At 56.8% G+C, this 19,311-nt stretch carries 17 protein-coding genes; 3 read left to right on the top strand and 14 right to left on the bottom strand.

Features of this window, described 5'->3' with window-relative positions; translation table 11 throughout:
• Positions 1-273: 273 nt before the first annotated feature.
• The 7 genes from BIND_RS02005 to cobD all read right to left on the bottom strand — a co-directional run bounded on the left by BIND_RS02005 (position 274) and on the right by cobD (position 8,327).
• Entirely contained in the window at positions 274-1,080 is an 807-nt protein-coding gene (locus tag BIND_RS02005) for a 4Fe4S-binding leucine-rich repeat protein (RefSeq protein ID WP_012383406.1), read from the bottom strand.
• 86 nt (positions 1,081-1,166) lie between these two features.
• Positions 1,167-1,361: a 4Fe-4S dicluster domain-containing protein gene (locus tag BIND_RS02000; protein WP_012383405.1), complete on the bottom strand. Its 195-nt coding sequence runs from the start codon at positions 1,359-1,361 to the stop codon at positions 1,167-1,169.
• Positions 1,362-1,759: 398 nt separating this feature from the next.
• Complete coding sequence (gene nifA / locus BIND_RS01995; RefSeq protein ID WP_012383404.1) at positions 1,760-3,643, bottom strand: nif-specific transcriptional activator NifA; 1,884 nt, start codon at positions 3,641-3,643, stop codon at positions 1,760-1,762.
• Positions 3,644-4,203: 560 nt separating this feature from the next.
• Positions 4,204-5,658: a 4Fe-4S binding protein gene (locus BIND_RS01990; RefSeq protein WP_012383403.1), complete on the bottom strand. Its 1,455-nt coding sequence runs from the start codon at positions 5,656-5,658 to the stop codon at positions 4,204-4,206.
• 417 nt (positions 5,659-6,075) lie between these two features.
• Positions 6,076-6,426, bottom strand: coding sequence for a cupredoxin domain-containing protein (locus tag BIND_RS01985; RefSeq protein ID WP_012383402.1), 351 nt, complete (start codon positions 6,424-6,426; stop codon positions 6,076-6,078).
• A 1-nt stretch (position 6,427) separates the two neighbouring features.
• Positions 6,428-6,982 (bottom strand): iron transporter, encoded by a 555-nt coding sequence (locus BIND_RS01980; RefSeq protein WP_041778331.1) that lies wholly within the window; start codon positions 6,980-6,982, stop codon positions 6,428-6,430.
• A 334-nt stretch (positions 6,983-7,316) separates the two neighbouring features.
• Positions 7,317-8,327 (bottom strand): threonine-phosphate decarboxylase CobD, encoded by a 1,011-nt coding sequence (cobD, locus tag BIND_RS01975; protein ID WP_012383400.1) that lies wholly within the window; start codon positions 8,325-8,327, stop codon positions 7,317-7,319.
• Positions 8,328-8,370: 43 nt separating this feature from the next.
• Here cobD and cbiB point away from each other — a divergent pair, with 43 nt between their 5' ends.
• Positions 8,371-9,384 (top strand): adenosylcobinamide-phosphate synthase CbiB, encoded by a 1,014-nt coding sequence (gene cbiB / locus BIND_RS01970; protein ID WP_012383399.1) that lies wholly within the window; start codon positions 8,371-8,373, stop codon positions 9,382-9,384.
• Here cbiB and BIND_RS01965 read toward each other — a convergent pair.
• Both BIND_RS01965 and cobO read right to left on the bottom strand, forming a co-directional pair.
• Complete coding sequence (locus BIND_RS01965) at positions 9,368-10,834, bottom strand: cobyric acid synthase (RefSeq protein WP_012383398.1); 1,467 nt, start codon at positions 10,832-10,834, stop codon at positions 9,368-9,370. The two genes, cbiB and BIND_RS01965, sit on opposite strands and share 17 nt — an antisense overlap.
• Positions 10,835-10,858: 24 nt before the next feature.
• Complete coding sequence (gene cobO, locus BIND_RS01960) at positions 10,859-11,476, bottom strand: cob(I)yrinic acid a,c-diamide adenosyltransferase (RefSeq protein WP_012383397.1); 618 nt, start codon at positions 11,474-11,476, stop codon at positions 10,859-10,861.
• Between the two features lie 208 nt (positions 11,477-11,684).
• Here cobO and BIND_RS01955 point away from each other — a divergent pair, with 208 nt between their 5' ends.
• Both BIND_RS01955 and BIND_RS19935 read left to right on the top strand, forming a co-directional pair.
• Positions 11,685-11,915: an antitoxin VbhA family protein gene (locus BIND_RS01955; protein WP_012383396.1), complete on the top strand. Its 231-nt coding sequence runs from the start codon at positions 11,685-11,687 to the stop codon at positions 11,913-11,915.
• Between the two features lie 6 nt (positions 11,916-11,921).
• On the top strand, positions 11,922-12,785 hold the full coding sequence (locus tag BIND_RS19935; RefSeq protein WP_012383395.1) for a Fic/DOC family protein: 864 nt from the start codon (positions 11,922-11,924) through the stop codon (positions 12,783-12,785).
• A 98-nt stretch (positions 12,786-12,883) separates the two neighbouring features.
• Here the strand turns inward: BIND_RS19935 and ku (BIND_RS01945) are convergent, their stop codons facing one another.
• The 5 genes from ku (BIND_RS01945) to BIND_RS01925 form a co-directional block, all read right to left on the bottom strand.
• Positions 12,884-13,687 (bottom strand): non-homologous end joining protein Ku, encoded by an 804-nt coding sequence (gene ku / locus BIND_RS01945; protein ID WP_012383394.1) that lies wholly within the window; start codon positions 13,685-13,687, stop codon positions 12,884-12,886.
• 134 nt (positions 13,688-13,821) lie between these two features.
• A complete protein-coding gene (ligD, locus tag BIND_RS01940) occupies positions 13,822-15,756 on the bottom strand; it encodes a DNA ligase D (protein ID WP_012383393.1) in 1,935 nt (644 codons plus the stop codon).
• A 4-nt stretch (positions 15,757-15,760) separates the two neighbouring features.
• Positions 15,761-16,630: a non-homologous end joining protein Ku gene (gene ku / locus BIND_RS01935; protein ID WP_482758273.1), complete on the bottom strand. Its 870-nt coding sequence runs from the start codon at positions 16,628-16,630 to the stop codon at positions 15,761-15,763.
• A gap of 163 nt (positions 16,631-16,793) precedes the next feature.
• Positions 16,794-18,317 carry a glycerol kinase GlpK gene (gene glpK / locus BIND_RS01930; RefSeq protein ID WP_012383391.1) on the bottom strand — a complete coding sequence of 508 codons (1,524 nt, stop codon included), beginning with the start codon at positions 18,315-18,317 and terminating at the stop codon, positions 16,794-16,796.
• 193 nt (positions 18,318-18,510) lie between these two features.
• Positions 18,511-19,239, bottom strand: coding sequence for an MIP/aquaporin family protein (locus tag BIND_RS01925; protein ID WP_012383390.1), 729 nt, complete (start codon positions 19,237-19,239; stop codon positions 18,511-18,513).
• Positions 19,240-19,311: the final 72 nt, after the last annotated feature.

Raw genomic sequence — 19,311 nt, 5'->3', positions numbered from 1 at the left:
CCGCCTGTTCGAAGCCCGACAAGCTATGAAGCCTTTCGATTGTCCTGTTTGAAACACCACATTCCCTGTTCAGTTTTTAGCCGTTGGAATGCAGCCTTCTCCCTGTTTGTCAGGACATCTTCATAAAGGCGGTCTCAATGCCCGCCAAACCGGCAATTTTTAAATCCCACCGAGAACGATAAGCGACAAAAGCTTCCGATGCACAAAAGAAGGACATGTGTCGGCCGCTTTCCGACAAAGCCCCGGACAAACGAAACGACTGTCAAAGAAGCATCAGGCAAGGGGCGAAAGAGGATCACCCGGCGAGAGGACGATTTTGAGAGCAGTGGATTGTTCGCCTTCGCGCAGGCGTTGGGCGACAAGATCGCGGATGATCGATTCACTGTCATCTTTAAAGAGCGCGACCTGATCGAGACCAATCCGCTCCGCGGCAACGAAGCGAACGCGCAGATCGGGATCATCGACGAACAACGACAAACTTTCGGGCGCCATGCGCTCGGCGACATCGAGCCGGACCATGGGATGCTTGTCATGACGCATGTCGATCAGGCGATTTTCCACAATACGCCGCGCCACCCAACGCCTGACCGTCGGCTCCGGGTCGTGCATGGCAATCGGCAAAAGATCGGGAGACAATTTGCGAACGATGACGACCCGCACATGATAATCGGAGTCACCGAGCCGCGCGATCAACGCTTGCCCTTCCATTTTCAACGCGACGCCAATGCGCACGCGCCGATCAGGATCATTGGCAAGATGTTTGACACGCTCATAAGGTAAGCGCGCGACCACGGTCATACGCACTTCGGGCTCAAGATCATTAACCATCGGCGCGATGCGAAACAGTGAGGCATGTTTGGCCGCAACCGCGCGCAATTCGAAATAGGGATGATCGAGAAAACCGTCAGCCATGGACTGATGTTTGCGCAGGAACCGATCCATATGTTTGATGCGTCGGTCCAGGATGCAGGTATGAGCCGGCCGGCACTGACCGTCTTCGAGAAAAGCGCGATGCGGACAAGTGTGACAATCGACCGGCAGGCCGAGCCAATCGAGCGCTGGATCGTTTTCCGCGTCCACGACATTCTCCCGACATAAAAACGCCGGCGCTGCTTGGGGCAGGCCGGCGTCAAAATCACACAGGCATAAGGTCGGATCAGGCGAACTTACGCGGGAACGCAGGTCTGCGGCACGGGGCAGACGCTGTCGCATTGCGGATGATCGAACTCACCTTCGCATTCGGTGCACTTCTTGGGGTCGATCACATAGGTCTCGTTCTTGAACGAGATCGCCGCGTTGGGGCATTCGAATTCGCAAGCACCGCAGACGGTGCACTGGGAAGCGATGATCTTGTAGGACATGCTCTATTCTCCTTACAACAAAGGCCCGGTGCTGAGGCTCGCATTCCGACCGGGGGCAAAAGCCAATTCAGGCGGCACCGTCTCTCATGGACGCTGGCTATCCAAGACAGACACCTGAAAACAAGGGCAGCAATTCCTGTACCACCACCCAAGCCATTGATTTATCGGGAAGAGCCTTGAGCCAAGCCCTGCCTTTTCTCCGACAGTCTGCCTGTTTGGAATGAGTCTATGTCAGACTTGCAACGTCAGACTCGCGACAGGAAAGCATAAGCCAATTGCCACATGGTCACTGCCCGGCGCTAGTATCGAGAATCACAGATTCTCGATATGTCGCTTTTTAAACTTATCCACTTATCCTCATTGAACTGCGACAAGTCGCGCTTCAATGAAGGTGGATACTAGAATTTTTTGATCTCGATCCCGTGCTTACGCAGGGCATAGCCGATCTGGCGCGGCGTCAATCCCATGATGCGAGCGGCTTTGGCCTGAACCCAACCGGCTTTTTCCATCGCTTCCAGGAGCCGCGCGCGCTCTGTATCGCCGCCACCACCAACATCCACCAGGACTCCACCTTCATCCCAGACATCCTGGACATTCGGAGCCGGTTTCGGCGTGACCGGAGGAAGCGGGACATGCGGATGAGAAGAGGCGGGCACGGGGGAAGCCGGCATATGCGGCACGGCGACGGGGGGCGGCGCGAGTGGCGGCGCCGAATAGGCCTGCGGATGCGCCAAATGCTGCGCCTCCAAATGATGCGGATGCGACTGATGGGGAGGCTCCGTCAGGCCGCCCGGCAAGCCGAAAGGTCCAAGACCACCGATCGCTTTGCTCGGCCAGGCCTCGGCCGAGGTCTTGCCCTTCCAGAGTGTCGCTGAAAGGCATTGATCCTGGCCGCAGGCGAAATCGGTTGCCACGATGGACTCGCCCACAGCGAAAGTCGCGGTCCGTTGCACGCAATTTTCGAGCTCTCGGACATTGCCCGGAAAATAGCAGGATTTCAGCACTTCCATCGCCTGTTTGCTGAAAACCAGATCGCGTCCGTTGACCTCGTTGAATTGTTCGAGGAAACGCGCGGCGAGCAAGGGAATATCGCTACTGCGCTCCCGCAGGGGCGGCAATATCACCGGCACGACGCTGATACGATAATAAAGATCGGCGCGGAATTCGCCGTTGCGCACGGCTTCCTCAAGGTTTTTGTTGGTGGCCGTGATCAAACGCACATCGGCCTTGAGAGTCTTGGTGCCGCCGACCCGCTCGAATTCACCCTCTTGCAGCACACGCAAAAGCTTCGCCTGGAAAGAGAGCGAAATTTCGCCAATTTCATCCAGAAATAACGTGCCACCATCGGCCAGTTCAAAACGGCCCTTGCGGGTCGCCACGGCGCCAGTAAACGCGCCTTTCTCATGACCGAATAATTCCGATTCAAGAACGCTCTCGGCAAGAGCCGCGCAATTGACCTTGACGAAGGCATGGGAGGCGCGCGGTGACATTTCATGCAAGGCACGCGCGAAGAGTTCCTTGCCTGTGCCTGATTCACCGCGCAGCAGCATGGTCGCATTGGAACGCGCGACAATGGAAATCTTGTCGAGAACGGCACGGATCGCCGGACTTTCACCAATGATACCAGAAGCACGCGCCTTGCTGACCGGCATCGGCTGCAATTTGGTGATTTCCTTTTGCAGACGATGGCTTTCCTCGATCAAACGATCGCGGTCACGCGCGACGACACGATGCAATTTCACCGTTTGACCGATCAGATTGGCGATCATCACGAGGAAACGCACGTCCGAATCGAAACGGAAAACGCTTTCGCCATCCCAGATGCGATCGACTGTGAGCGTGCCGACAACGCGATCGCCGGCCCGGATCGGCACACCCATGAAGGAGACCTTCGCGCCCCCTGAGGCGAGCGCCGCGACATCATTCGCGTCGAAGAGTTCATGATCGGCGACATTATGCACGACAAGCGGCACGGCCGTCGCCACGATCTGGCCGATCGCCCTTTCCGGATAGCGTTGTGGCGCCGGCATGGCCTCTTCCGTCCAGCCGGCTCCGACCGCCACTTCCGGCGCGCCGTCATCGGCTAGCAACACGATCGTGCCATGCCGCATCTGCAGGAAGGACGAAAGCAGGTTCAAGACATTGGCGAGCGTCGTCTCAAGACGGGTCGGCGCAGTCAGAATTTTAGAGATTTCATAGACGCCTATAAGGGCGATCTCACTCAGTTGAATGCGGTGGGAGGGCATTGTCTTGGCGGCTTCCGCATGATCCTGATCGTTCATCGAGCGGTCTCCAAAGCCTCAAAGGCTGCATGGCATCGTCTTGATGCATCGTCTCGGCGCATTCCCGATGCTATGCTGAAACTGGATTAAAGAGCTCACCCTGGAGCAAAGACGCCCCTAACCTCTTTCCGCCCGACGGAATCCTAGCCAAAAGACGACCCGCGAGATAATCCGCACATGGCGAATCGTCAGAAACGAACCGACTGGCTTGGCAATGTGAAATGATTCCAGAAACGGAGTGCCACACGTAGGGGAGCCGACAAAAGGGCCTGTCTCATGTCAGACCTCTCCTGTGCACCTTGCGCTCGCCCCACGCGCTTTGTCAAATAGGAAACACGATTTTGCTGAACATATAGTCATATAGCCTTCACAATCAGCAAAAAGCGGCGATTTCCTCTTATCGTCTCTTTGTTTGTGCTGAAGATGACAAAATCAGTGGGGGATGAATACGGGGCAAAGGTCTGCTTCAAAGATCCCGGTTGTCTGGTGCCAGGACACGCATCAGGGACTCTCACGCATCGGGAACTTTGAGGCGCCGGACATTTGACATGATCTCGTTATTACCAGATCCAGAACATCACGACCCAGCTCGCGACACCGACGCCCGCCGCGCCGGCCAGCGCGAGGGTCGCGCCCATGCGGCGAATTATGTGGCCCGTTTCACGGCCGCTGATCGCAAAGGCCAGCCAGACAACCCAAAGGAAGGCCCCAAGCAACAGACCGCCTCGCAACAGCGAGAGAGAGGCAATGGTGATGCCCTCGGCCTTGAGCAAAGTCACGGTCGTGGCGCTGAGACCGAGAAAAACACCGCAACCTGCCATGGGGACCAGGCTTTGGGCAAGATGATGGAAGCGCGCCGAGGACCAGCCCCCAAGACAGAGCGTTCCGACCGCGAGGCAGAGTGAAATCGCACCGCCGAGCACCAAGGCGGTGGCGAATATATAAAAGAGCAGCACCGCCCCATCGAGCAGGGTCATGCTGTCGTTGAGATCGGGATAATGCGTGAGAATCCACCACGGAGGCTCGATCTGCAACGGCCAGAGGATCGAATGATCGATCAGCCAGGTCGCCACGGCTTCCTTCATGTCGACATACCAGGGGCTCGCGGTCCAGTGGAAGGCGCCAACAGCGACCCCCATCAGGCCGAAGACGATCAGCATCGTCTCCCAAGGTTTGGCGGTCTGGCCCGCGACATCGACAATTTCCTCCGCCGGCGAACGCAGACTGTAGGAAACGGCGCCACGAAAATCACTGCAGCGGCCACACATATGACAATCGGCAGCGCCCCGCATGGTGCGGATCGGGACAAGGGGAGCGCAATTCAAAGCCCGAATGCCGGCATCGCCATTTTTCTGCGAGTCCGCCCAGGCATCCTGATCGACCTTGAAATGGACCGGAGCCAGTTTGGCGAGGAGGCCGAACACACCATTGACGGGACAGAGATAGCGGCACCAAACCCGTTTATTGCGGCCGTAAAGAGCGCCAACCGCCATGGCTCCAGCCGTCGAGCCTCCGAGAATGAGCAATACGGGCATGGGATATTGGTAGATGCTGAGCATCTGGCCATAGACAGTGGTGCAAACGAAGGCGACGAATGGCCAGCCTTTCCATTTGATCCAGCGCGGCACGGAAAGGCCGAGACCGACCCGGCTCACAGCTTCCGTCAGGGCGCCCTCGGGACAAAAGACGCCGCACCAGGTGCGCCCGACAAGCACCATGCTGAGGAGAACGAAGGGCCACCACAGACCCCAGAAAGCGAATTGAGCGAAGACGGTCAGATTGTTCCAGACATGAGCGGTGCGATCCGGCAAAGGCAAAAAGGCCGGGACGGCAACGAGGACGAGATAGACAAGAACCACACCCCATTGCGTGGTTTGAATCATCCGCTGGTGGCGCCGCAGCCATTCGCCAAGACCATGCGCGAAGCTTTGCCGGACCAGGGGAGGCATGCTGGGCGAGAGGGTGGACTCATCCCGCCGCTCACCCGATCCAACTGAACTCAAAGACGCCGCCATGATGGTCCCATTCAAGTCTGCTTGATCGGATGTCTGGTTCGACCAAGGTCTCTTCTTGGTGACAGCATCGCTCACAAAACCGGGACGATGCCGTAAGTCTTTATAAAAGCACCACATTGACCCAAAAGTGGCATCCACTTTTGGCGCCCTGGTATCGGGTATCACAGAGACCCGATACGTCGCTTTTTAAACCGTATGCGCGCCGCGGGATGGAAATCCGTTGCTCCGGCCTATGCCAGCCACGGGTTCGATCGTTTCTTTCCCGTCGAAGAGCAAAGGGCAGACCAGCCTTTCGGCACGAACCTCTTCTATGTTGGAGACGAGCCTCCTTACGGAAGAGGGCAGTATGTCGTTTTCGTGAACAGAGCGTCCTTTTGCCGCAAGAAGAAGCGGAGCCCTCCTTCTCCCAAAATCGCTCTATTTGGCCACCAGCACCGCCTTGGGCGCCTCGGGATGAAAATCGTCAAAGAAGGGATATTCCCCCGGATCAAGCGTATGAATCACCAGAACCGAGACGGAGCCTGGCGCCAGGACTTTTTCCTTCCGCAATTCGGTGCTTTCGAATTCCGCCGGTGTCACGCCGGAATTCTTCAATTCGATCCTGAAGCGCTGATTGGCCGGAACCTCAAGACGGAGGGGATTCACCTTCCCGTCGTTGAATTCGATCAAGAAAGTCGGCGTATCCTCGGCAAGGGCAAACCCCGCACTATTGCTCGCAACCATCATGATCAGCGCGAGAAGATGGCAACCAAACCCTCGCTTGAACACGTCAATATCCACCCTTTTTGCCGATGCCGGCATAAGTGAAATCATATTCAACGGAGAAAGGTTTGAACCAGTCTCCGACACCCGTTTCCTTGTCGACATGACGGCCAAAATGTTCGTGGCCCTCGCCACCGGGCGGCGCAATATGCAGGACGAGCCGATATTTGCCCGGCCCCATCAGCTTGACATTATCGCCATAATGCGGGCCGTCATTGGCCACCATGGGCATGAAGACGCCCTTCTTCGTCTGCTTGTCGTCGAGCTTGATCACTTCATAATCGACCGCGAGATAAGGAATCCAATCGCCTTCTGCAAAGCCGTTACGATTGTCCTTCGCAGCCTTGATATCGGCTTCGAGATGAATGTCGCTCTCCTTGGCGGGTGCCATCATATTCGGCGGATCCATTTCGATCGGCTGCAAATAGACGGCGGCGAGTTCCATGCCTTCGCGCTGCTGCGGCTGTCCGACTGGATATTCCTTCGCAAGGACATTTGTCGACGTCAGCGCCAGAAGAACCCATAAAAATCCCGCGCTTCGTCTCCAGTTCGGCCGCATCATCGTCTCCATAAAACATCATCGGTCATGGAGAATGACCGATGGACCGCTCCTGAATTTTCGTTAACCATGAAAAAATGAAAATTCAGGAAAGAAATCAAAAGCGGCTCTTCGCAGCCTTTGAGATAAAGCGCCCTTCTGTCCAAGGGCAACAGGCCCGATAGCGCAGCATCAGCATTAGCTTCGTTACTTGGAACAAACAGCGTGAATCGCTGGGACACTATAGCAAGAACTGAATCATCCTTGCTGCACTTTTCTGCATGAGATCAATCTTTTTAATTAGAATTATTATAAAAAAGCTACCTCCTGCGCTTTATTACTTAGGCAGGCATGGTCGTCATCTTATCCCCACTTTCAAAGCCTCGGCAAGACGCGACAAAGCCGGTGCATCGCCTGGAATACCGAAACGCAGCCATAGCGGGCGCTCGGCGAAACGCCGGACGAATATGCCAGCCTCGCCGAGCCGGGCGAACCAGGCCGCAGCCTTTTCATGCGTGACGAGACGATAAAGTCTCGTTCCCCCCAAAACCGCAAAACCGGCCTCACATAGCAGACGATCCAAGGCCGTCCCCATCGTCTCAAGCCGTTTGCGCGCCTCGACGAGCCAAAGAGAATCCCCCAAGGCCTGTCGCCCGATGGCAATCGCAGGCCCCGAGACAGCCCAAGGTCCAAACCAGGCCCGTAAATCCGCCGCCAATTTGGGGCCGGTCAACGCGAAACCAAGCCGCAGACCGCCCAGTCCATAGGCCTTGCCGAAAGAGCGCAGAACGAGAACACCATTTTCTGGCATGACAGGCACAAAATGCGTCTCTGGCGCCTCGAAATCCATGAACGCCTCGTCGACAATCAGCAAACCGCCATGCTTGGAAAGACGCGCGGCCAAGTCGAGCAGAGCGGCTGGAGGCAGGAGACGACCGTCAGGATTATTCGGATTGACGACGATCGCGACATCCATTGTCGCGAGGGCATCCAAGTCCATATCCTCCTGCACCCGCGCTCCAACCGCCCGCCAGTTCAAGGCATGCTCGGCATAGGTCATCCCGAGAATACCGATCCGGGGGCTCGGCTTGCCATCCAAGCGATGGAGCCTGGGCAAAGCCTGGATCAGCGCCTGCGATCCAGGAGCGGCAACGATCTGAATAGGGGGAGGAGCCTCATAGGCCCGTGCGGCACAAGCCTCCAGAGCTTCGGGTAAGTCGGGCAAGCGCGTGAACGAATGCTCATCGGGCATTTGGAACGGATAGGCGAAGGGATTGAGACCAGTCGAAAGATCGAGCCAGGGCTGCGGTGCGCCAGGGAACAATTCTGCCGCCAGCGCCAGATTGCCACCATGGCCGCAAACAGCCAAAACTTTTGCGCCCGCTGGCCCGTTCTGTTGTATCCCGGTTTCGATGTCCCTGTTCCCTTCTCTCTCTCATCCTTGGCTGCTCGCCCCACTCGCCCTCGCGATCGAAGCCGTGATCGGCTATCCGCCGCGCTTGTTCGCGGCCATCGGTCATCCGGTCACCTGGATCGGTTCCCTCATCGCCTGGACCGACCGGAATTTCAATCGCCTTCACGATTCCTTCGCAACCCGTCGATTGGCAGGCTTTCTCATTCTCACTGCCCTGCTCTTTTTTGTCTTTCTTGTCGCTTCATTCGTGCAAGACCTGTTGTTGCATGGTGGGATGCCCTTCGTCATCGGCTTTCCCCTCCTCGCATTGTGCGCGTCGAGCCTTCTCGCGCAGCGCAGTCTGCATGACCATGTTCAAGCCGTGGGAGACGCTTTGGCGAATGAGGGCATCGAGGCCGGGCGCAGTGCGGTTGCGCGAATCGTCGGACGTGATGTCACACAGCTCGACGAGGCCGGTATTTTGCGCGCGGCGGTGGAGAGTCTTGCCGAGAATTTTTCTGACGGGATCGTCGCGCCCGCGTTCTGGCTGGCGCTCGGCGGGTTGCCGGGCCTTTGCCTCTACAAGACGATCAATACCGCCGACAGCATGATTGGCCATCGCACGGAGCGTCATGAAGCCTTCGGCTTCTCGGCAGCCAAATTGGATGATGTCGTCAATTGGCCGGCGGCGCGCCTCGCCGCGCTCTGGCTCTGCGGCGCGGCAGCATTGTTATCATACACCTCACCGGAATTGTCCGCCCGCCGGGCCTTCGCCATCACGCGGCGCGACGCACGGGGCCATCCCTCTCCCAATGCCGGCTGGCCGGAAGCCGCCATGGCAGGCGCGCTCGGCCGCAGGCTCGGTGGCCCCCGCGCCTATGCTGGCACAATCATCGAGGATAAATGGATCGGCGATGGCATGGCACCGATGACACAGACCGATCTCGGCCGGGCACTCACGCTTTATCGTCTGGCCTGTTTCCTCAATGGCGCTGGTCTCACCCTCCTTTGCCTGGTCATCGCGCTAGCGTAAGCAAATGGTCGAGATCGATATGCTGGGCCAAATGATCTGCGACGGCATCGAGCGCCGCCTCGACCTTTTCCAGATAAGAGAAATCCCCAGCCGCGACACCAAAGCGCGCCAGGAAGGCGCGCCGCTGCGTATCCATGCCAAACAGGCCATGCACATAACAGCCGGCGATACGCCCATCCTTTGAAACCGCGCCATCCTGCCGGCCATCGGTCAAACGCAGAAAGGGCCGGGCGCAATCATCCCCTGATGTATGGCCCACATGCATTTCGAAGCCAGTAAAGGGCACTTCATCGGGCAGGCTCACGCCCTCGACAGCAACCAATGTTTTTTCCTGTGTGAAGACTGTTTCAAGAGCCAACAAGCCAAGGCCGCGCACCTCGCTCGGAGGCCCCTCCAAGCCCAAGGGATCGCGCAAATTTTCGCCCAGCATTTGATAGCCACCGCAAAGACCAAAAACTTTGCCGCCGCGCCGCACATAAGCGGCAAGATCCACATCCCAACCAGCCTCCCGAAAAGCTACGAGATCGGCAATCGTCGTCTTGGAACCGATGAGCAGAACAAGATCGGCCTCGACAGGCAGATAGGTGCCCGGCCGTATCATGATCAGTTCGACGCCCCGCTCCATGCGTAAAGGATCGAGGTCATCGAAATTGGCAATGCCCGGCAAAACCGGGACAACGATCTTGAACTTTGTATGCGCCGACCTTTCCCCATTCAGATGACGGCCAAGCGCCATGGCATCCTCGGCCGGCAGATCGCGCGCGGCGGGACAATGGGGAATGAGGCCCAGCCCGCGCCAGCCGGAAAAATGCTCAATCTGGCGCATCCCTTCCTTGAACAAATCCGGATCGCCCCGAAACCGATTGACGAGAAACCCGACGACCATCTCCGCATCCTGCGGCGTAATCACCAATTTCGTTCCCGCGATCTGGGCAATGACACCCCCGCGATCAATGTCACCGATGACAATCACCGGCACATCAGCAGCACGGGCAAATCCCATATTGGCAATGTCATTGGCCCGCAGATTGATTTCGGATGCGCTCCCGGCGCCTTCCACCAGAACGAGATCGGCTTCATCCTTCAAATGCTGAAAACTCTCCAGCACGATTGCGAGCCAGTGCTTTTTCATCGCCTGATAGGTGCGCGCCTCGGCCTGACCGCTGAGGCGGCCTTGCAGAATGATCTGCGAGCCGGTGCCGCTCTGCGGCTTCAAAAGCACCGGATTCATATGGACCGAGGGCGGTACGCCACACGCTTGCGCCTGCAGCGCCTGAGCCCGGCCGATCTCTCCTCCATCGAGTGTCACGGCGGCATTGTTCGACATATTCTGTGGCTTGAAAGGACGCACACGGAGACCGCGCCGCATATAGGCCCGACAGAGCCCGGCGACGATCAGCGTCTTGCCGACATCGGAGCCCGTCCCCTGCAGCATCAAAGCTTTGGCCATGATCGTCTTCGTGCCTCATCCTGATCAAAACTCAATGCCGGCCTGAGCCCGAACCCCCGCCGCAAAAGGATGTTTGACAAGCCCCATTTCGGTCACGAGATCGGCGGCGGCTATGAGATCCGGCTTGGCATTGCGCCCCGTTACAACGACATGCAGATCCGGCCGCCGATGGGTCAGGACAGAGAGGATTTCATCAAGCGCGAGATAGTCATAGCGCAGAGCGATGTTCAATTCATCGAGCACGAGAAGCCGCAGGTCCGGACGCGCCATGAGTTCGCGGGCTTTCTCCCAGGCCGCTCCAGCCGCGGCCTTGTCGCGTTCCTTATCCTGCGTCTCCCAGGTAAACCCCTCCCCCATCGTATGCCAGGAAACGAGATCTTCGAAACGTGAAAGAGCCCGGCGCTCCCCCGTCTCCCAGGCGCCCTTGATGAATTGCACGACGCCAATCGGCCAACCATGGCCGAGAGCACGCAGGACGAGCCCGAAAGCGGCCGTCGATTTCCCCTTGCCAGGACCGGAATGAACAATGAGCAGGCCTTTTTCGAGGATCGGCTTGCTCGCCACCTCGGCATCCTGCACCGCCTTGCGTTTGGCCATTTTGGCGCGGTGATGTTCGGCCTCTTCTTCCAGCGTGCGCGGCAAGATCCATCCCTTCAACAATCATGGGCCCAATCCACACGGTTAGGCTGTGAAGAAAAGGCCTTTTTTCGCTCGAAAAACAGCCATTTTAAGGAGTCATTCAGAAAGCTGGCGACAAAAATGCATAGATCCAGCTCAATGATGATCGTCGGCGCTTCTTCCCTCGGAGGACGCGCTGCCCTGCCCCTGTTTGAGAGGAAGGCAAGAGAGCATGCAGCATAAACCCGCCGCCGTGGCAACCGCCCCCTCCGGCGAGGCCGCCACTTTGGAACGAGAAGATATTTTGGAACGCGAAGAACAGGTCCGCGTCGGCGCGACCGAGGTGAGACTCGCCGGGCAAGAACGCGATCCGGCCAGTCATGCCCTGTTCGAGGCCTATATTTGCGGTGAAATCAGTGCCAAGGAAATGATCACCCGATTCCTGGCCCTTCCGCAAAACTGATCGATCATGCCCAATTACATTTATGCCGATGGCGATACGCTCAAGAATAAATTCGGCCTCACGACGCGTGCCGCCTTGGCCGGACAGGAAACCCGCCATGTCGCCATGCGCGCCGTGGAATTGGCGGCCGGTTTCGGCCCTCAAGGCAGTTTCGACGGCGCCCATCTGAAGGCGATCCACGCGTATCTCTACCAAGATGTTTATGAATGGGCCGGCCACACGCGCGACGAGCCAATGACCTTGTCCGATGGCACGATTGCCCGCGAATCCAGCATGGAAACACCAGGCGGCCGGGAATTCATGATCGGCCGTTTCATTCCCCTCGCGCTCGATCAGATGGCGACCAATCTCGCCCCCATCGAAAGCTGGCGCGCGCTGACGCGCGAGGATTTCGCGGGCAAGGCGGCAGCGATCATGGCCGATCTTTGCACGCTTCACCCTTTCCGCGCCGGCAATGAACCGACCTTGCGCATGTTCATGCGCCAACTCGCTGAGGCTTGCGGCCACACGTTCGATTTCTCCGTGGTCTCGCGCGAGGGCATGAAACAGGCGGAAATCTCAGCCTATGAACTTGACGATTTCACCGTCATGCGGAGGCTTTTCCTCGAAATCAGCGATCCGGCGCGCATCAAGCTTTTGCGGCAAGGCATCGCCCTTCTCGAAAGCGAAGGCTTCGACTGGAACGATTATTATCTCATCACCGCCGATCCCGGCGTTCCAACCATGGTGACGATGAACCGAATCGTGGGCGACCTGTTTTTCTGCAAGCTCCCCTTGGAAATGGTGGTGGGCTGGACAGCGGACCTGCCTGAGCCTCAGCCCGAGGCCGGTGTCGAATTCGCCTATGTCCCCAGCAAGGGCGTTGAATAAAAAAAGACCGTCCCAAAAGGATGAACGGTCCCAAAAGCCAGGAAGAGATCATCCGGCCTGCGTCAGCGTGAACGGGTGATGCTGTCTGTCTTGATGCTCTAATCCTTCTTCGGCGATTTGCTTTCCGAAGCCAGACTGTGACGCAAGGCGTCCATGATATTGATGACATTGCTCGGCGCTTCGGCCACGGCTTTGGGCTTGATGGGTTTCTTGCCCTTCTTTTTAGACGCGATAATCTCCAGCAGGCGATCTTGTACGGGATCAGTGACCATGGCGGGATCCCAGGGCTTGGTCCGTTCATCGATCAATGTCTCGACGAGCGTCATCACTTTTGGATCAGGCCTACTGTCCTTGATGCCCTCGAAATAATCCTCCTCGCGGCGCACCTCATCCCCGTAATGCAAGGTCCAGAGAATGATCCCTTTATCACGGGGTTCGAGCATGACCGCGCGTTCCCGGCGATAAAGGACCAAGCGTGACATTCCAACCATATTGGTCGATGTCATGGCATCACGGATGACGCAAAAAGCCTCTTCCCCAACAGTATCATTGGGTATCAGGTAATGGGGTCTATCATACCAGATTAACCCGACACTATCATGAGGAACAAACATATCAATATCGATAGTATGCGTGCTCTCCAGCCGGACAGCATCTATTTCAGCATCCTCAAGCATGACATAATCATTTTCACCCCGTTGATAACCCTTGACCTCATCGGCTTCCTCAACAGGCTTTCCAGTCTCTGCATCGACATATTGACTGAGAATCCGGTGACCGGTCTTGCGATTGAGTGTGTGAAAACGTACCTTCTCACGCTCGGATATTGCCGGCGTCATCGCAACCGCACAGGTCACGAGAGAAAGTTTCAGGTAGCCTTCCCAAAATGCGCGCGGAGCCATTCGCTCAATCTCCATGGCCTGGGATGATCATGCCAATGCTCTAGTATCCACCCTCATTGAACCGCGACGAGTCGGGTTCAATGAGGTGGATACGGTTTAAAAAGGGGCGTATCGAGAATCTGTAATTCTCGATACTAGCCATGTCGGCGTCTCGTCGATCTTGGCTCTTCGAGAGCAACCGCAGCCGCCTGAAACTCCGCCCATGGATCTCCCGTGAGTGCAGCCAAGCGGATCGGTGTATTCTCCACCGTAAAATAGGCTGGTCCGATATTTGGGCTCAACTCCTTCCAGTCCAAAGGCACCGACACAGAAGCTCCAGGCCGCGCCCTGGTCGAATAAGCAGCAACAGCGGTCATCCCTCGTTGATTGCGCAGATAATCGATGAAAATCTTGCCTTGCCGCTTGCTCTTGGTGCTCGTTGAGATGAAACGGTCAGGATTGTCAGCGGCCATGGCATCAGCCAGGGTTTTGGTGAAAGTCTTCACCATGGGCCAAGTCGCCAGCGGTTTTAGAGGCGAGACGACATGCAAGCCTTTGCCACCCGATGTTTTGACAAAGGCCGCGAGGCCAACTTCCTGTAAACGATCACGCATCTCCTCGGCGGCCGCGATAACCATTTCCCATGGAACGCCTTCACCAGGGTCAAGATCCATGATGATTCGATCCGGCCGTTCCCAGTCAGTAAGGGTGGATTGCCAGGGATGAATCTCCAGGACAGCTGATTGCACAAGCTCGAGTAAACCATCGAGATCATGAAGTGCGAGGAGAGGCTCCGATTTCTCTTTAGGATCGTTGACCAGAACCAGATGGGAATAGACCTTCTTCCAGGCATGTTTTTGAAAGAATTGCGGTCCAGTAATGCCATCCGGACAACGAAGCAGAGCCAAAGGGCGCCCAACGATAAAGGGAGCGATGAACCGCCAGACCTCCGTATAATAATCCGCCAGGCCTTCCTTGGTCACACCCTCATCCGGCCAATAGATACGGTCTGAATGCGTGAATACGGCCCGGCGTCGTTGTGGCTTTGCCGTGAAGGTTAGGCTCCTTGACCCCTCGCGCACAACCTCCCGAGCATCTTTGTCTTCCCTCAGCCCTTGAAACGAAGCGTGCCGAAGACGTTCGTCAGCGGTCCATCCAGAAAATTCAATCTCCGCAACAAGCTCGGGATGGACATAGCGCACATGACGCGCTTCGGCCGAAGCCAGAGGTTTCGCGAAAGGCCTTTTGTCGATCTGCATCGCCTCGAGCTTGCGAAAGAGATCCTCGGCGATGGCCATTGTAAAACCTGTTCCGACCCGGCCAACATAATCAAGCCTGTCTCCGTCATAGACGCCGAGCACAAGCGAACCGATCGCCTTGCGGGACGTGGAAGAGGGCACATAACCGGCGATGACGAATTCCTGACGCGCCGAACATTTCGATTTGATCCAATCCTTGCCACGTCCGGATCGGTAGACACTCTCCTTCCGCTTGGAGATGATGCCTTCGAGACCGAGACGACACGCATGCTGCAGGACCAGACGGCCCTCTTCTTCAAAGCGTTGGCTCATGCGGAGAGGACCAGCGTCGCTGCCGACAAGATGTTCGAGCATGTCCCGGCGTTTGCTTAGTGACAAATCACACAGATCATAGCCATCGAGATAAAGCAGATCGAAAGCATAAAAGAGAAAGCGATCAAACTGCCCCTCACTTAAGGCCGCCTGCAGCGCGGAAAAGTCAGAGACACCGGAGCTGTTCTCGACCACGAGTTCGCCATCGATCAAAGCTGTTTCCACGGGCAAAGCCTGCAAGATAGTCACGATCTTTGGGCCGAACTTCTGCGTCCAATCCAGTCCACGACGGGTCAACAGTTTGACGCGACCGGCTTCGATCCGTGCCTGCAGGCGATAGCCGTCGAATTTGATTTCATGAATCCAGTCTTTTCCAGCGGGTGGGGCCGTTAAGAGGCTCGCCAGCATCGGCTCGACAAATTCGGGCAGCGAGGCCTTTTTTGCTCCCTGGATGGCGAGAGAATCTAAAAAGGGTGATGCTTTCGCGCGTTTCTGGTGATGGGTGTCGAGAGCGGCCATGCCCTTAACTCGCCTTGCGTCGACGAGGCGTGGCCTTTTCCTTTGGGGCCGTCGCTTTCGACTTGCCAGAAGACGATGAGGCGGCTTTTTTCGCCACCAAGGCCGCACTGTCCCGCAAGGCCGTCATGAGATCGATGACTTTCCCGCGTTGTGGCTTCCTCGGCGCCTGAATCTCCTTTCCTTCGAGCTTTGCCTTCACGAGTTCAGCGAGGCCCGCCTCGTAGCGATCGTCAAATTCCGCTGGATTGAAATGGCCTATTTTCTTCTGGATAATATGCTCCGCCAGTTCCACCATCTCGCCTTCAACCTTCAGCGTGGGGATGTCTTCGAAAGCCTTGCCGGCGGGAAGAACCTCATAGTCGAAATTGAGAGTGGTCGCGATCATCCCACGCCCCTGCACGCGGATCAGGACCGTGCGCAAGCGGCGAAAAAGAACCGTCTGCGCGAGTGCGGCAACGTTCTTTGTCCGCAAGCCTTCATGGATCACCGCATAGCTTTCCTCGCTATGGGGATCGGCTGGAGCAAGATAATAGGGTTTGTCAAAATAGATGTCGTCAATATCATCGCAGCGGATGAATGCGGAAACCGACAAGATCTTGTCGGTTTCCGGTATCGCTTCAGCAATCTCCTCAGGTTCTAAAATCACATAGTCTCGAGAGCCGGTTTCATAACCTTTGACTTGATCGGCTTTCTCGACAGGGCTACCGGTCTCGCTATCGATGAAACGACGTTGGACACGATGGCCGGTCGCCCGATTAAGAGTGTGGAAAGCGATACGCTCGGATGTCGAAACCGCGGTATAGAGGGCGACCTGGCAGGTGACCTCGGCGATCTTGAGAAGGCCTTTCCAGTTCGCTCTCGGTGTCAAGGCCAAACTCCCGGCTATTGATGAAGCCGCTGGGGAGGCGTGTATCCAAAAGCGCGATCGGTCGAGGTCAGGGTGAGCCGCCTCCACCCTGGGAGTCAATGCTCCTTGAGGATCATCGTTCCCCAAGGATTCGCGGTGCGGCCTCCCTGTTTTCCGGCGAGGCCTATGATCACGCGCTCTCATCGAGCCAGTCGAAGGTGCGGGTCACGGCCTTTTTCCACATGGCGTAATTTTTAGTGCGCAAAGTATCATCACCCGAGGGCTTCCAACTCTTGTCGACACCCCAATTCTGGCACAGGTCGTCACTATTCTTCCAATAGCCAATGGCAAGGCCAGCCGCATAGGCGGCCCCAAGAGCCGTGCTTTCCGCCACTTTCGGCCGCACCACTGGCACACCCAGAACATCAGCCTGGATCTGCATCAAAAGATCATTGGCGGTCATCCCGCCATCGACTTTCAAGACTTTCAGCGAGACATTGGAGTCAGCCTGCATGGCATCCACCACTTCGCGGGTCTGGTAGGCAGCGGCTTCCAGGCTCGCGCGGGCAAAATGGCCGCGATTGATGAAACGGGTCATGCCGATGATGAGGCCGCGCGCCTCGCTGCGCCAATAGGGAGCGAAAAGCCCGGAAAAGGCCGGCACGAAATACATGCCGCCATTATCGGGAACGAGTTTGGCCAGGTTTTCGATATCGGCCGCCGTATTGATAACGCGCATACGATCGCGCAGCCATTGGACCAGGGCGCCGGCAATCGCCACCGAGCCTTCCAGTGCATAATGCGGCTTCTCATGGCCGAATTGATAACAGACCGTCGTCAAGAGCCCATGGTTCGAATGGACCATTTCCGTGCCCGTATTCATGAGCATGAAACAGCCGGTGCCATAGGTATTTTTGGCTTCTCCCGCATCGAAACAGACTTGTCCGACCGTCGCCGCCTGCTGATCGCCAAGATCGCCGCAGATCGGGATTTCACCGCCAAAAGGGCCATCCTGGCGGGTGAAGCCATAGAATTCAGGATCTGAAGACGGCCGTATGCTCGGCAGCATGGCGCGCGGAATAGCGAAGGCCGACAGCAATTCCTCATCCCAATCGAGCGTTTTGAGATTCATCAGCATGGTCCGGGAAGCATTGGTCACATCCGTCACATGCACGGCCGCAGGCCCAGGCCCTCCGGTCAATTTCCAGATCAGCCAGGAATCCATATTGCCGAATAGAGCCTCGCCCTTTTCCGCATCCTGGCGCAGGCCCGGATAATGATCGAGCATCCAGCGGATCTTCGGCCCTGAAAAATAAGTGGCGAGCGGCAGGCCCGTCTTGGCCTGGAAACGGTTCTGGCCGCCCTCGGCAGACATCTGGTTGCACACGATATCCGTGCGCGTATCCTGCCAGACAATGGCATTGCCATAGGGCTGGCCGGTCTTGCGATTCCAGATCATCGTCGTTTCACGCTGGTTGGTAATGCCGATGGCCGCTATATCGGCGGCAACCAGCCCGGCCTTGGCGACAGATCCATGGATGACATCCTTGGTCCGTTCCCAGATTTCCAGCGGATCATGTTCGACCCAGCCGGCTTGCGGACAGATCTGTTCATGTTCCAATTGATGCTGGGCGACAATTTCACCCTGTTTGTTGAAAACCATGCAGCGTGTGCTGGTTGTGCCCTGATCGATCACGGCAACATATTTCGTCACGATCATTCCTCCCTTAATCTTTATCGTGCCATGGATGTGATCGATGGCAATCACAAGGAGCGGGTGAAATGAAAAATGCTCTCATCTTCACCCTGCTCGACAAATCCATGCTTCAAATATCTCAATGGATAGGACAGAGCCGGCCCATGCGCGATCAAGGCTCCAGATCACAATCACGGTTTGGGTGAGAAATTTAAAGAAGACCAACAAAACCGTAATAGAGCAGCGCCCCCAGACCGCCGCCAATCAAAGGGCCGATAACCGGTATCCAGGCATAATTCCAATCTGAATCACGCTTGCCTGTAATCGGCAGAATGGCATGGGCAATGCGCGGCCCAAGGTCGCGCGCGGGATTAATGGCATAACCCGTGGGACCGCCAAGCGAGAGACCAATGCTGAAGACGAGAATACCGACGGCATAGGGGCCAAAACCGCTGCCGATCCCATTATTGGTATTGAAAATACCCAAAACACCGACGACGAGAATGGCCGTGCCGATCAATTCACAGAGCAGATTTGAAGCGGAATGGCGGATCGCCGGAGCCGTGCAGAAGACAGCAAGCTTGAGATCCCCATCTTTCGTTTTTTCCCAATGCGGCAGATAGGCCAAATAGACCAGAACAGCGCCTGCTATGGCGCCGGCGAACTGGCCAGCGAAATAGGCAGGAACCAAGGCGGGTGTCACCTTGCCGACCAGCAGGAAGCCGATTGTAATGGCGGGGTTGAGATGGGCGCCGCTGATCCAGCCGGAGATATAAACGGCAATGGCGACACCAAAACCCCAGCCGGCGGCAATGACCATCCAGCCGGAATTCTGCCCTTTCGATTTTTCGAGCAGGACATTGGCCACGACCCCATCACCCAACAGGATAAGGATCATAGTGCCCAGGAACTCACCCAGAAATATAGATGTAGCGTGCATTCATCTTTCCTCCCTCATTTGATTTTCTCCGAAGGCCGGGTTGTTATTGTCCCAGCTCTTTCATTCATGATT

The sequence above is a fragment of the Beijerinckia indica subsp. indica ATCC 9039 genome, from assembly GCF_000019845.1.
Taxonomy (GTDB): Bacteria; Pseudomonadota; Alphaproteobacteria; order Rhizobiales; family Beijerinckiaceae; genus Beijerinckia; species Beijerinckia indica.
Note: the sequence above shows the minus strand (reverse complement) of the source record. Positions and strands in the feature narration are given on the sequence as shown.

Excerpts from the sequence above, each read along its gene's own strand:
- nifA (WP_012383404.1), bottom strand. The coding sequence starts at position 3,643 with ATGAACGATCAGGATCATGCGGAAGCCGCCAAGACAATGCCCTCCCAC.
- BIND_RS01965 (WP_012383398.1), bottom strand. The coding sequence starts at position 10,834 with ATGGCCAAAGCTTTGATGCTGCAGGGGACGGGCTCCGATGTCGGCAAG.
- cbiB (WP_012383399.1), top strand. The coding sequence starts at position 8,371 with ATGTCCCTGTTCCCTTCTCTCTCTCATCCTTGGCTGCTCGCCCCACTC.
- BIND_RS01955 (WP_012383396.1), top strand. The coding sequence starts at position 11,685 with ATGCAGCATAAACCCGCCGCCGTGGCAACCGCCCCCTCCGGCGAGGCC.
- BIND_RS01925 (WP_012383390.1), bottom strand. The coding sequence starts at position 19,239 with ATGCACGCTACATCTATATTTCTGGGTGAGTTCCTGGGCACTATGATC.
- ligD (WP_012383393.1), bottom strand. The coding sequence starts at position 15,756 with ATGGCCGCTCTCGACACCCATCACCAGAAACGCGCGAAAGCATCACCC.
- BIND_RS19935 (WP_012383395.1), top strand. The coding sequence starts at position 11,922 with ATGCCCAATTACATTTATGCCGATGGCGATACGCTCAAGAATAAATTC.
- BIND_RS02000 (WP_012383405.1), bottom strand. The coding sequence starts at position 1,361 with ATGTCCTACAAGATCATCGCTTCCCAGTGCACCGTCTGCGGTGCTTGC.
- BIND_RS01990 (WP_012383403.1), bottom strand. The coding sequence starts at position 5,658 with ATGGCGGCGTCTTTGAGTTCAGTTGGATCGGGTGAGCGGCGGGATGAG.
- ku (WP_012383394.1), bottom strand. The coding sequence starts at position 13,687 with ATGGCTCCGCGCGCATTTTGGGAAGGCTACCTGAAACTTTCTCTCGTG.
- BIND_RS01980 (WP_041778331.1), bottom strand. The coding sequence starts at position 6,982 with ATGATGCGGCCGAACTGGAGACGAAGCGCGGGATTTTTATGGGTTCTT.